This window comes from Catellatospora sp. IY07-71 (assembly GCF_018326265.1).
Classification (GTDB): Bacteria; Actinomycetota; Actinomycetes; order Mycobacteriales; family Micromonosporaceae; genus Catellatospora.
This window is the reverse complement of sequence record NZ_AP023360.1, coordinates 3,923,869-3,936,695: the sequence shown is the minus strand read 5'-3', so window position 1 is coordinate 3,936,695 and position 12,827 is coordinate 3,923,869. Positions and strand designations below refer to the sequence as shown.

The following is a 12,827-nucleotide window of genomic DNA, read 5'->3' as shown; positions in this document are numbered from 1 at the left end:
AGACGCCGCCGCGACCGGCGCGCCGCTTGACGAAGATCGTACAGGTGTTCGAGAATGCGCAGGTGAAGCACAGGGCACAGGCGATCGTCGCGGTCCACCTGATCCTCCGGCGCGGCGACGACGTGCTGCTGGGGCTGCGGCTCAACACCGGCTGGTCGGACGGCTGCTGGCACCTGCCCGCCGGCCACGTCGAGCCGGGCGAGACCCCGCTGGACGCGCTGGTGCGCGAGGCCGCCGAGGAGCTGGGCCTGGCCCTCGACCCGGCCCAGGCCGAGCTGGTGCACCTGCTGCACTACGCCGAACAGCCGCCCCGGCTCAACCTGTTCTTCGAGGTGCGCCGCTGGTCCGGCGAGCCGGTCAACGCCGAGCCGGGCAAGTGCGCCGACCTGCACTGGTTCTCCCTGCACAAGCTGCCCACGCCGCTGGTCGGCTATGCCGGCGCGGCCCTGGCGCACCGGCGCGGCGGCGTGCCCTACAGCGAGTGGGCCGACGCCGGGTCGGCCGCGGCGCGGTAGGCCAGGTGCCGCAGGCCCCGGCGCAGCCGCAGCCGCATGGCGAACCGCAGGTCGGCGGCCCACTCCGGGTCGGGCTCGCCGCGCTGCCAGGCGTAGTGCGCCAGCGCGTACGCGTACAGCGGCAGGTTCATCCCTGGGCGGCGCCGCGCGCACCGCACCGCCGTGGCCGCCCCGAACACGCCGAGGCCGAAGTAGACGGTGACCAGGTCGGCCAGCCGCTCGGAGTCCGGCTGGCCGGCGGCGATGCGCCCGTCACCGAGCAGCAGCACGTGCGCGAGCTCGTGCGCGATGGTGGCGATCAGCGGCACGGGCGCGGCGGCGTGCCCGAAGCCGACCGCGATCACCGGGTGCCCGGCCCGCACCCGGTGGTGCCCCTCGGGCAGCGGCCCCGCGTGCAGCTCCAGCTCGACCCGGACCGGGTCGACGCCCATGCGCACGCACAGCGCGTCGAGCAGGGTGCGCGCCTCCTGCACGTCCCCGCGGTAGCCCTCGGGCACGAGGTCGGCGGGGCGGGCCGGCGGCGGCTTGAGCGGGTCGCGCCCGAACTCCGCCGACAGCCACGCCAGGGACGTGTCGAGCCAGGCTGCCTCCGCGGGGCGGACGGGGCGCCGCGGTCCGAACCAACGCATGATCAGCATTGTGCGACGAGCGCGCCACTGAGAGCCAGTGCCCGCGCCGCACCCGTCCGCGCCGCGGGCCGCCCGTCCCATCGTCTTACCTGGTCAGAGTCGTTGTCGGACGGTCACATATCCGACCGTACAACTTCTGCGTCCGGACGGTGCGGGCCGCGGGCGGAAAGGTCCGCCCGCTGCCCGCGTGCCGCCGGGATCAGCGCGCCCAGGCGGTGTCCGTGCCCACCTTCCCGGGGGCCGGGTTGCCGGGCAGGCTGAGCACGTACACCCGCAGGTTGCCCTTGCCGGACACGGACGCGGTCAGGGTCCCGTTGGTGACGGTGACCGACGTCCCGGTGACGGCGTCGGTGTAGACGCCGTTCGGGATGCCCGTGAACGTGCCGGTGCCGGAGACGGTGACCAGCGCGAAGCTGTCCACCGTGCCGCTGGTGTAGCGGCGCTTGAACGCCATCTGGCCGGTGACGCCCTCCGTGGAGTACTGCCCCATCTGCAGCGCCGGGACCGCGCGGCGGATCTGGTTGAGCCGCTGCACGTGCTTGACCAGCGGCTTGCTCAGCGTGGTGGCGACCGCGCCGGAGGCGTTGCCCACCACGCCGAAGTCGGCCGCGGTGACGGTGCCCTCCAGGTTGGCGCCGTAGTACGCCCGGCCGGTGTTCGCCAGCGGGCAGCTCGGCCCGCAGTCGATCTGCTTGCCGGCCTGGAACTCGATCTCCGAGCCGTAGTACAGCGTCGGCACGCCGCGGAACGTCCACATCAGCGACACGTTCTCCGCCCACGCGTCGGTGCCCCCGGCGTAGCGGGTGCTCGACTTGTTCGGCCCGTAGTCGTGCGAGTCGACGTACACCACGTTGTACGTGGCGTCGTTGACGCTGTCGTCGGAGTCCTTGCCGTTCCAGAACGCGTTGGGCGCGTCACCGAAGTTCATGTGCATGCGCATGTCGATGATGTTCATGCCGGAGAACTTCGTCTTGTCGGGCGCGTGGTAGACGTTGCCCTGCAGGAACGCGTTGGTGCTGGTCGGCTGGTTGCCGGTGCCCAGGTTGTTCTCGTAGTCGAACTGCTCGATCGCGGCGGTCGCGTCGTCGGCGCTGTAGGCCGCGCGCTCCTTCCAGGTGAAGAACTGGGCGGAGTGGTTGACCGAGCCGCGGTTCCACTTGTCGTTGACGAACGCGGCGACCTCGCCGAAGACGTAGAAGTCCTTGGCCTTGGCCGCGCCGTACTTGCTGATCAGCTTGCTCTCCAGGGCGGGCAGGAAGCGCCGGTTCCAGGTGACCCGCGGGATGTGCACGGCGGTGTCGATCCGGAAGCCGTCCACCCCCATGTCGATGAACCGGTTGTACGCGTCGATCAGGTACTGCTGCACCGCCGCGTTCTCGGTGTTGAAGTCGGCCAGGTCCTCGTGCAGCCAGCAGCTGCGCGCGTCCTCGCCCTCCCAGTTGCCGATCCAGCACTGGTGGAACAGGCTGCTCGGGAACATGCCCGAGGTCGGGTTCGGCCACTGGCAGTTGTAGACCTTGTAGCCCTCGGCGCTGTAGAACCCGGTGAACACGCCCCAGTTGCGGCAGGTGTTGCCCGCGGGCTCGGGCGTCGACCACAGGTCGCCGGTGTAGTGGCTCTTGCCCGAGTTCGGCTCGACGGACAGGCCGTCGTAGGTGAACGACGGGTTCGGCACGTCGTAGTACCAGCTCCACTGGGTGTCGCGCACGCCGTACACCTTCGGCGTGAACAGGCCCTTGGCGCCCCAGCGGGAGCTGTGGTTGTACACCACGTCCTGGTAGATCTTCAGGCCCTTGGCGTGCGCGGTGTCGATGAGCTGCTGGTAGCTCGCGCCGGGCGACTCCAGCCGGGCGTCGACCCGGAAGAAGTCGTAGCCGTGGTAGCCGTGGTAGTCGTAGTCGGACCGGTTGAGCACCACCGGCGTGATCCAGACGGCGGAGAAGCCGAGCGCCTTGATGTAGTCGAGCTTGGCGATCAGGCCGGAGAAGTCGCCGCGGAACATCGGGTCGTTGTTGGCCGCGTTGCCCGACTTGGTGTGCTGGCTGCCGCCCCGGTTGTTGGCGGCGTCGCCGTCGTAGAAACGCGCCGTCATCACGAAGTAGATCGAGTCCTTGCGCGGGTCGCCGCCCAGCATGGTGCCGGTCGTGGTGGGCGGCGGGGTGCTCGGCGACGGCGAGGGCGTCGGCGACGCGGACGGCGAGGGCGTCGGCGACGCGGACGGCGAGGGTGACGCGGACGGGGACGCCGAGGGCGACGGCGACGGCGACGGGCTCGCGGTGCCACACGGATCGCCGGTGCCCTTCACGCCACCCGACACGGTCACGTTGCCGGTGCCGAGGGCGTAGTTGGCTCCCCCGTTGTTGTCCCAGGTCCCCGAGCCGTTGTTGAACACCACCTGCAGCCCGGTGGCCGTACCCAGGCTGATGGTCTTCTTGCGCCAGCCGGTGCAGGCCGCGTCCATCGCCACGCCGGGCACGGCGGTCCAGGAGCCGCCGGTGGGCGCGTAGTGGATGTTGACCGTCGTCCAGCTCGCGTTCGGCTGGTAGAAGACGGTGACACTGTTCCCGGGCGACGGGCTCGCGGTGCTGCACGGGTCGCCGGTGCCCTTCACGCCACCCGACACGGTCACGTTGCCGGTGCCGAGGGCGTAGTTGGCTCCCCCGTTGTTGTCCCAGGTCCCCGAGCCGTTGTTGAACACCACCTGCAGCCCGGTGGCCGTACCCAGGTCGATGGTCTTCTTGCGCCAGCCGGTGCAGGCCGCGTCCATCGCCACGCCGGGCACGGCGGTCCAGGAGCCGCCGGTGGGCGCGTAGTGGATGTTGACCGTCGTCCAGCTCGTGTTGGGGCGGTAGAAGACGGTGACGGTGTTGGCGGCCGACGCGGGCAACGTCAGCAGCGGGACCAGGCTCGCGACGAGACCGGTCAGGGCGAGCAGCGTTGCTCCCCACCGGGCGCGAGCACGACGAGTTGCGCTCACGACAGCTCCTCACACGCGGCCGTGCGCCATCGACGGAAGTCGCTGGTCAGGAGCGACGGCGGCCACCGTTCTTGCGCAAGGCGATTGAAAGTTTCTGAAAGCTAGCAACAGATTTCAGCCATGTAAAGAGTCCAACACATCTATGGCATGCCCCTGACCCCGCCACACCGCCACTGAAAACCCTTTCAACCCCTTGGGGTACGCGGGACGTGAAGTCACGCGGTCGCCGGGGATGATCGGCGTCTCGTGTCGAGAAGTGTGGTTACACCAGAGGTTTGGACACGGGACAGCGATCTTCAGCCGCGCCGAGGGGCGCCGCGGGCCGCCGGGGGTGGGTCAGGCGATGAGCCGGGCCGGGAGGGGCGTCTCGGCGACCAGGCCGTCGGCGTCGGCCTCGACGCGGTAGGCGTGGGCGCTCGGGGCGCAGGTGACCGCCTCGGCCAGCTCGGTGCCGACGTAGTGCAGGCCGGTGCCGTCCTCGGTGGCGTAACCGGCGGGCAGCAGGCCCGAGCCGATGTACTCGTGCAGCCGCTCACGCCGCGGCTGGGGCGGGTAGTCGTGGTGCACGCCGTTGCTGTACGGCAGGAACGCCAGCCCGTCCGTGACGGGGTCCAGGTCGTCGGAGAACGAGTCGGTGCTGCCGCCGACGTGCCAGCAGATGCTGCCCGCGCTGCCGCCGCCGAGCACCACCCCCGCCTCCCACGCCTCGCGCAGGATCGCGTCCAGCCGGTGCGCCCGCCACACGGCGAGCAGGTTGACCACGCTGCCGCCGCTGACCCAGATCAGGTCCTGCGACAGCAGGAACTCGCGCAGTCCGCCGTGGTTGGGCTGCGGGAACAGGCGCAGGTGGCTGATCCGGTGGTCGGTGTCGGAGAACGCGTTGTGGAACGCGGCGATCGCGGCCGGGTCGTCGCCGACCGCGGTGGGCACGTAGCAGATCCGCGCCCGCGCCACCCCCGTCAGCGAGACGGCGTGGTCCAGCAGCGGGCTGCGCCGGCGCGGCGGGCTGCCCGGCGGCAGCCGCAGCATGCCGGACGCGGCGAAGATCTGCGCAGGTCTGCCCATAGCGCGATCTTGCCACACCGGCATCCGGGCCGCCGACCGCCCGCCCAACACTCTGTCCGATATGGAACCCAATCGAATCGAGGACAGCTCGCCGCGAACGGCGCTCATAACATCGACGCACGTGCAGGTCCAACAGGAGGGGGAACCATGAGGACATGGCGCAACATCGCGGCGGGGCTGTGCCTGGCCGCCGCGACGGTCCTGGTGCCGGCGTCGCCGGCCGCGGCCGTGAGCCCGGGCACGCCGGGGCAGGTGGCGTTCATCCGGGGCGGCAACCTGTTCGTCGCCGAGCCGTCGGGAGCCGTCTGGCAGGCCACCACCGGCGGTGGCTACCTGTGGCCGCGCTGGCAGCCCGGCCCCGGCGGCGGGCTGGCCGTGCTGCGGCACGGCGACCTGTACTACGGCCACTACAGCAGCACCACGCACACGTTCACGGCCGCGCAGCGGCTGACCACGTCGGGCTCCGTCGGCGCCGGGGCCTGGTCGCCCGACGGCGCGAAGCTCGCGTACGCGTACGGGCCGAACGTCTACGCCCCCACCATCTACATCGCCGACTTCGCCACCTTCGGCGCCACCGCCCGCGCCACGGTGACCCGGGTCGAGACCCGCCTGTCCCCGGCCGCGCAGCGCCTGGCCGACCGGCTGCCGAAGAAGCAGGCGCGGGCGGCCGTGCTGCCGTCCGGCTTCGACGTGCTGCACGACTCGCTGGCCGTCGCCTGGTCGCCCAACGGCCGCTGGCTCGCGTACCCGAACGGCGAGTGCTGGGCCATCTTCGACGACTGCCTGTCGGTGCTGGAGCTGGGCACCGGCGAGGAGTGGTGGGCGGCCGCATTCGGCGGCGGCGGCGCGACCCTCGACGGCTTCGCGACGGTGCCCGCGTTCACCGCCGACTCGTCACGGGTGCTGTGGACCCAGCAGACCCGGCCGCGCTACGAGCCCGACCCGCAGGTCGGCCCGCTGCAGATCATGTCGGCCCCGTCGACCGGCGGCGCGGCCGTGCAGGTCGGTGCGAACTGGGAGCACTCGGCGGTCCCGTCCCCGGCCGGCGGCAGCGCCGTGCTGGTCACCGCGGGCCGCAACGGCAAGGCGTGGGTGACCCTGCGCAACGGCACCAGCCGCACCTACCTGTACCAGGGCTACGAGCACGACTGGCAGGCCGTCTGACCTGACCGCCGACGGGGGTCGCCCCGGCGCGGGACCGCCCCGGTCCCGCGCCGCGGTGTGCCCGGGGACTGGCGCGGGGGTCCTACCGTGCAGCGCAGACGCAGAAGGGGACCCTGATGACCGACCAGACGCCGCCACCCGTCCCACCGCAGTACCCGCCGTACCAGCAGCCGCCGCAGTACAACACGTACGCGATCCTCGCCCTGGTGCTGGCCATCTTCGTGCTCCCGCCGCTGGGCATCTACTTCGGCGGCAAGGCCAAGCAGCAGATCGCCGTGACCGGCGAGCGCGGCGTCGAGTTCGCCACCGCTGCGGTCGTCATCGGCTGGGTGCTGACCGGCCTGTTCATCGCCATGATCGCCCTCTGGTGCGCCATGGCGGGCATCTTCGCCAGCTCCGCCACCGTCGGCATGTGAGCTGTCCTCGCTGCGGCCTACAACTTCTGGGATGTGGCCACATCCCAGAAGTTGTAGGCCGCGACGCTGTGTACACCCCGGCAACCGGGGCTGCGCCGCGTTGAGCCATCGGCTAGCGTGCGGCGCATCCCGACGATGTGGAGGCCGACGGTGCCACAGGATCAGTATCTGCGGTTGTGGCAGGAGGAGCGGGCGGACATCCGCCAGCGCCTGCTGCTGGCCGCGGTGTGCAGCGCCGCCTGCCTGGTCGCCGCCGGGCTGGTGCTCGGCCTGGCGGTGCTGGCCGTCGTCGGCGCGAGCCCTGACGACGCGCGCGACGCGCTCCTGCCGGCGGCGTTCACGCTGATGGGGCTGGGCGGCGCGGGCTGGGCGGTGGTGACGATGTGCCACCGCGACGTCGCCGAGCACCACCGCCGCGCGGCGCAGTTGCAGCGCACCCTGCCCCTGCCGGTAGACGTGCAGCTGCAGGAGCTGCCGCCGCCGGGCACGATCAGGTTCCAGCAGCCGGGGCAGCGGCCGCAGAGCGGCCACGGCCTGCTGACGTCCCTCTACTTCATCCACTGGGGCGTCCTGCTCAGCGGCCTCATCGCCCTGTTCGTGTCCACGGCGAGCTGACCGCCCGCTAGATCATCGAACTTGCCTGGCACCTGGGCGTATCTTGGCCGCGCTTTCGCCCAGGTGCCTGGCAAGTCGGATGATCTTGAAGGGCGGGGTCAGGGGGCCGGTGGGACGCGGTCCAAAATCGCGGTGAGGTCGAGGCCGGGCGGGAGGGTGCCGAAGGCCAGGCCGCGGTCGCCCGCGAGCCGGGAGGCGCAGAACGCGTCGGCGACCGCCGCCGGGGCGTGCCGGACCAGCAGCGAGCCCTGCAGCACCAGCGCCATCCGCTCGACCAGCCGCCGGGCGCGCAGCTCGCGCTCGCCGGGGTCGGCCAGCTCCTTGCGCAGCTCCTGCCAGGCCTGGTCCAGCCGGCTGTCGCCGCCCAGGCCGAGGGACACCTCGTGCTCGTACGCGGCCAGGCTCTGCGGCTCCTTCGCCAGCGCGCGCAGCACGTCCAGGGCGTTGACGTTGCCGGAGCCCTCCCAGATGCCGTTCAGCGGCGCCTCGCGGTAGAGGCGCGGCATGCCGGAGTCCTCGGTGTACCCGTTGCCGCCCAGGCATTCCAGCGCCTCGGCGACCATCGCGGGCTGCCGCTTGCACACCCAGTACTTGGTCAGCGCGGTGGCCAGCCGGGCGAACTCGCGCTCGGCGGCGTCGCCGCGCGCGGCCCGGTCGACCGCGCCCGCTACCCGCATCGCCAGCGTGGTCGCCGCCTCGGACTCGAGCGCGAGGTCGGCCAGCACGTTGCGCATGAGCGGCTTGTCGTACAGCGCCCCGCCGAAGGCGTGCCGGTGCCGGGCGTGGTGCACGGCCTGCATCAGCGCGGCCCGCATCCCGGACGCCGAGCCGAGGCTGGAGTCCAGCCGGGTCAGCGACACCATCTCGATGATGACGGCGACGCCCCTGCCCTGTTCGCCGACGAGCCAGGCGACGGTGTCGTCGAACTCGGGCTCGCTGCTGGCGTTGCTGCGGTTGCCGAGCTTGTCCTTGAGGCGCTGGATGCGGAAGACGTTGCGGGTGCCGTCGGGCAGCACCCGGGGCACCAGGAAGCAGGACAGCCCACCGGGCGCCTGGGCCAGCACGAGGAACAGGTCGTTCATCGGGGCGCTGGTGAACCACTTGTGGCCGCGCAGCAGCCAGGTGCCGTCGGCGGCCGGGGTCGCCGTGGTGGTGTTGGTGCGCACGTCCGAGCCGCCCTGCTTCTCGGTCATGCCCATCCCGGCGAGCAGGCCGCGCTTGCCCTCGGGGGCGCGCAGGCCGGGGTCGTACTCCCGCGAGGTGAGCAGCGGCTCGAAGCGCACGGCCAGGTCGGGCTGGGCGCGCAGCGCGGGCACCGCGGCGTACGTCATGGACACCGGGCAGGCGTGCCCCTGCTCGACGACGCTCCACACCAGCAGCCCGGCGGCGCGGGCCACGTGCGCGCCGGGGCGCGGGTCGGCCCACGGCGCACCGGCCAGCCCTTCCCCGACGGCGACGCGCATCAGCTCGTGCCACGCCGGGTGGAAGTCGACCTCGTCGATCCGGTGGCCGTACCGGTCGTGGGTGCGCAGCACGGGGGTGTACCGGTTGGCCTCGTCGCCCCAGCGCTGCGCCTGCTCGGTGCCGGCGAGGCGGCCCAGCCGGTGCAGGTCGTCCAGGTGCCGGCCGGCACCCTCGCGTACCACCGCTTCGAGCAGCGCGGGGTCGGCGGCGACGTCGTGTCCGAGCAGCGGCGGGACCTGGTTGGAGACCTCGTGGGTGGCTGCCATCCCCACATCCTGCCGTACCGGCTGAACGAACGTTAGCCCCCGGCGACCGCCCTGGTGTCGCCGTCGCGCGGGCCGCGCACCAGCCTCACCCAGCCCGCCAGGTTGCCCAGCGCCACCAGCACCAGCGCCAGCAGCGAGAACGCGAACCCACCCTGGTCGTGCACGAAGTCACCGATCTCCTTGCCGGCCGGCAGCGGCGCGCTCAACTGCTCGCGCAGCCGCTCCTCCAGCAGCACCCGCACCGTGGCCTGGTTGACCAGCAGGAACAGCGCCGCGATCGCGGCCAGCGCGGCGACCACCCCGCGCCGGGTCCGGGCCCGGCCCACCCCCGCGGCGACGAGCACGCCGATCACGAGCAGGACCAGCACCGCCCCGGCCAGCGGCTGCGGCGGCAGCACGTCGTCGCGCCGCTGCGCGGCCGGGAGCAGGTGGTCCTCGGTCACGTCGGGCGTCCCCCCGGTCGCCAGGTCCCACCCCGTGTACGTGGTCGTCCCGCCGGGCGCGGCCCGCCCGTACCCGCCCGGCGCGTCACACGACACCGCCAGGAACGGCGCCAGGAACAGCAACCCCGCCAGCACCAGCCCCGCCGGGCTGAACACCCGGCCCCATCGACCCCGGTCCACCTTCACCACGCCGCCACCCTAAGCCCACCCCCGCCCTCACGGCGCGCCGATCTTGCGCGGGTTGTGGGTGCGACACGCACTTACCGGGCAAAGGGGCAACACTTCGCGCAAGATCGACGCGGGAGGGTCGGGCAGCCGTGCGGGGGGCGGGCATACTCGGGCGGTGCTTGAGGAGCTTTGGGTTACGGCGGCTCATGTGAGGGCGCTTGACGAGCGGGTGCCGGGGCTGGTGACGGGGTTGTTCGTGACGGGGTCGGTGCCGCTGGGCGACTACTGGCCGGGGCGCAGCGACATCGACTTCGTCGCCGTCATGGACCGGCCGCCGACCGAGGCCGAGCTGGCCAGGCTGGCGAAGGCGCACGCGGCGCTGGAGCCGCCGCTGCCGCCGGGGCCGGACTACGACGGCATCTACCTGACGCGGGCGCAGCTGGCGGTGCCGCCGGCCGAGGACGGCAGCGCGCCGCAGATCCTCGCGGGCGACTTCCAGCCCGCCAGGCAGGGCGGGCAGTTCAACCCGGTGACCTGGCTGGAGCTGGCCCGGCACGGGCTGCCGATCCTGGGTGAGCGGCCGGAGGTCGCACTGGACGAGGGTGTGCTGCGGCGCTGGCTGCTGGGCAACCTGGACGGCTACTGGGCGGGCTTCGCCGCGGCAGCCGGGCCGCAGTTCGCGTCGATCCCGCCGGAGACGCCGGTGCCCGCCGAGCCGGTGCTGTGGGGCCTCACCGGCCCCGGACGCCTGCACTACACCCTGGCCACCGGCGAGATCACCACGAAGACGCAGGCAGCGGCGTACACCGCCGGACTGTTCCCGCAGTGGGCGGAGTTGTGCGAGCGCGCCGCCCGCTCCCGCGCGGGCGAGGACGTGCCCTTCACCGCCGCCGACGGCCTGGCCGCCACCGAGCTGGTCGCCGCCGTCGTCACCCACGCCCACACCCACCACGCCTGACCGCCCAGGCGCGGGTCGGCTCAGGCCGCGGGCAGGAGGTCGCGGGCGGTCTTGAGGACGGCGGGGGGCATGGGGGTGGCGCGGCGGGGGCCGGTGTCGAGGTGCACCGCGGTGAGGATCATGACCGCGGCGGTCTCGCCGGAGCCGGTGCGCATCGTGTGGCGCGCCTTGAGCACCTTGTCGCGGACTTCCAGCAGCTCAGTGTGCACGGTGACCGTGTCGCCGGGGAACAGTTCGCGTTGGTACGTGATGTGCTGCTCCACCGCCGCCATGCCGCGCGAGGCCGACCTCAGGTAGTCCGCCGTGATGCCCAGCTCGGCGAACAGGTTCCAGGTGGCCTCGTCGAACTTGCCCGAGTACCACATGACGTTCATGTGACCCATGTGGTCGCAGTGCCACGGGTGCACCACGCCGCGGTAGGTCAGCACGGGCTCGGCCATCGCTCACTCCTTCGTGATCATGCGGCGTCCAGCATATCGGCGCGTCAGGTCACGACAAGGTCAAGCGCACCCTCGATGTATTCACATTAATCGTTTCGATGGCTAGTCTGCGCTCGCCGGTGACCCCCGGCACCCCCTGCCACTCGTTGAGGAGTAAGGCCTTGCGACCGTACGCACCACAACGCGCCCTGCTGGCCCTCGCCCTGGCCGCCACCGCTCTGGCGGCGGCGCCCGCGGCGGGCCTGGCGGCGCCCGGGAACGCGTCCCAGCCCGCCCCGGCGGCCGCGGCCGCCCTCGCCGCGCCCGACATCTCGCTCACCAATGTCAAGGCGCACCTGCAGCAGTTCCAGAACATCGCGAACAGCAACGGCGGCAACCGCCGCTCGAACACCGCCGGGTACACCGCCTCGGTGAACTACGTCTACAACAAGCTGGTCGCCGCGGGCTTCAGCGTGGTGAAGCAGAACTGCACCTCCGGCTGCACGTCCGGGGCCGGCCCGAACGTGATCGCGGACTGGCCGGGCGGCGACGCCAACACGGTCTACATGTTCGGCGCGCACCTGGACGGCGTGGCCGCCGGGCCGGGCATCAACGACAACGCCTCGGGCTCGTCGACGCTGCTGGAGATCGCGCTCACCCTCGCCGCGACCAACCCGTCGATGCTCAACCACGTCCGGTTCGCCTGGTGGACCGACGAGGAGCAGGGCCTCAACGGCTCGGAGTTCTACGCCAACAGCCTGCCCTCGACCGAGCGCACGAAGATCAAGGGCTACTTCAACTTCGACATGGTCGCCTCCACCAACGGCGGCTACTTCATCAACCGGATCACCTCCAGCCTGGGCCAGACGCTGAAGGCGTACTACGACGCGAACTTCCCGGGCCTGAACCCGGAGGAGAACGTCGAGGGCGCCGGGCGCTCCGACGACGCGTCGTTCAACGCGGTGGGGATCCAGACCTCGGGCGTGGCCGCGGGTGCGAGCGCGAACAAGACCTCGGCGCAGGTCACCAAGTGGGGCGGCACCACCGGGGACTACGACCCCTGCTACCACGCCTCCTGCGACACCTACCCGAGCAACATCAACGACACGATCCTGAACCGGGCCGGCGACGCGGCCGCGTACGCGCTGTGGACGCTGGCCACCGGCACCCCGGCGACCACGGTCTGGCAGGACACGTTCGAGACCGCCACGGGCTGGACCACCAACCCGAGCGGCACCGACACCGCCACCACCGGTGCCTGGGAGCGCGGCGACCCGGCCGACACCAACTCCAGCGGCATCAAGCAGCTCGGCACCACCGTGTCCGGCTCCAACGACCTGGTGACCGGCCGGCTGGCGGGCACCGCGGCCGGTGACTACGACCTCGACGGCGGCGTCAGCAGCATCCGCTCGCCCGCGATCACCCTGCCGTCGAGCGGCACCATCAACCTGAGCGCGAACTGGTACCTGGCGCACGGGTCGAACTCGTCCAGCGCCGACTACCTGCGCATCTCGATCGTGCACAGCGGCGGCACCACGACGCTGTTCACGCAGGCCGGCGCGGCCACCAACCGCAACGGCGGCTGGGCGCTGGGCACCTGGAACATCTCGGCCTACGCGGGCCAGTCGGTGCGGATCCTGGTCACCGCCGCCGACGCGTCCACGGCGAGCCTGGTCGAGGCGGGCGTCGACGACGTCAAGATCACCGTCTCCTGACCCCGGCACCATG

The 12,827-nt window shown here is 72.1% G+C and carries 12 protein-coding genes; 6 read left to right on the top strand and 6 right to left on the bottom strand.

Translation table 11 applies throughout. The annotated features are described in order from the left end of the window. The first annotated feature begins 62 nt into the window (after positions 1-62). The gene (locus CS0771_RS17650; protein ID WP_244870856.1) at positions 63-515 is read left to right on the top strand and encodes an NUDIX domain-containing protein; all 453 of its coding nucleotides are present in this window, start codon (positions 63-65) and stop codon (positions 513-515) included. Here CS0771_RS17650 and CS0771_RS17645 read toward each other — a convergent pair. The 3 genes from CS0771_RS17645 to CS0771_RS17635 all read right to left on the bottom strand — a co-directional run bounded on the left by CS0771_RS17645 (position 473) and on the right by CS0771_RS17635 (position 5,186). Next, positions 473-1,144 (bottom strand): hypothetical protein, encoded by a 672-nt coding sequence (locus tag CS0771_RS17645; RefSeq protein ID WP_212842008.1) that lies wholly within the window; start codon positions 1,142-1,144, stop codon positions 473-475. The two genes, CS0771_RS17650 and CS0771_RS17645, sit on opposite strands and share 43 nt — an antisense overlap. Before the next feature lie 199 nt (positions 1,145-1,343). Further along, complete coding sequence (locus tag CS0771_RS17640; RefSeq protein ID WP_212842007.1) at positions 1,344-4,121, bottom strand: carbohydrate binding domain-containing protein; 2,778 nt, start codon at positions 4,119-4,121, stop codon at positions 1,344-1,346. Between the two features lie 336 nt (positions 4,122-4,457). Beyond that, on the bottom strand, positions 4,458-5,186 hold the full coding sequence (locus tag CS0771_RS17635; protein WP_212842006.1) for a peptidase E: 729 nt from the start codon (positions 5,184-5,186) through the stop codon (positions 4,458-4,460). Positions 5,187-5,333: 147 nt separating this feature from the next. Between CS0771_RS17635 and CS0771_RS17630 the strand changes: the two genes are divergently transcribed. The 3 genes from CS0771_RS17630 to CS0771_RS17620 all read left to right on the top strand — a co-directional run bounded on the left by CS0771_RS17630 (position 5,334) and on the right by CS0771_RS17620 (position 7,381). After that, on the top strand, positions 5,334-6,350 hold the full coding sequence (locus CS0771_RS17630; protein ID WP_212842005.1) for a PD40 domain-containing protein: 1,017 nt from the start codon (positions 5,334-5,336) through the stop codon (positions 6,348-6,350). Between the two features lie 116 nt (positions 6,351-6,466). Then, entirely contained in the window at positions 6,467-6,766 is a 300-nt protein-coding gene (locus CS0771_RS17625) for a DUF4190 domain-containing protein (RefSeq protein ID WP_212842004.1), read from the top strand. Positions 6,767-6,916: 150 nt separating this feature from the next. After that, on the top strand, positions 6,917-7,381 hold the full coding sequence (locus tag CS0771_RS17620) for a hypothetical protein (protein WP_212842003.1): 465 nt from the start codon (positions 6,917-6,919) through the stop codon (positions 7,379-7,381). Positions 7,382-7,479: 98 nt separating this feature from the next. Here the strand turns inward: CS0771_RS17620 and CS0771_RS17615 are convergent, their stop codons facing one another. Next, entirely contained in the window at positions 7,480-9,111 is a 1,632-nt protein-coding gene (locus tag CS0771_RS17615; protein ID WP_212842002.1) for an acyl-CoA dehydrogenase family protein, read from the bottom strand. A 32-nt stretch (positions 9,112-9,143) separates the two neighbouring features. Beyond that, on the bottom strand, positions 9,144-9,743 hold the full coding sequence (locus tag CS0771_RS17610) for a hypothetical protein (RefSeq protein WP_212842001.1): 600 nt from the start codon (positions 9,741-9,743) through the stop codon (positions 9,144-9,146). A 187-nt stretch (positions 9,744-9,930) separates the two neighbouring features. Here CS0771_RS17610 and CS0771_RS17605 point away from each other — a divergent pair, with 187 nt between their 5' ends. Next, complete coding sequence (locus CS0771_RS17605) at positions 9,931-10,680, top strand: nucleotidyltransferase domain-containing protein (protein WP_212842000.1); 750 nt, start codon at positions 9,931-9,933, stop codon at positions 10,678-10,680. A gap of 20 nt (positions 10,681-10,700) precedes the next feature. Here CS0771_RS17605 and CS0771_RS17600 read toward each other — a convergent pair whose 3' ends face one another. After that, the gene (locus CS0771_RS17600; protein ID WP_212841999.1) at positions 10,701-11,120 is read right to left on the bottom strand and encodes a thioesterase family protein; all 420 of its coding nucleotides are present in this window, start codon (positions 11,118-11,120) and stop codon (positions 10,701-10,703) included. 146 nt (positions 11,121-11,266) lie between these two features. On the opposite strand from CS0771_RS17600, the gene CS0771_RS17595 reads away from it, so the two are divergent. Continuing rightward, entirely contained in the window at positions 11,267-12,814 is a 1,548-nt protein-coding gene (locus CS0771_RS17595; protein ID WP_212845890.1) for a M28 family peptidase, read from the top strand. The last annotated feature ends 13 nt before the right edge of the window (positions 12,815-12,827 follow it).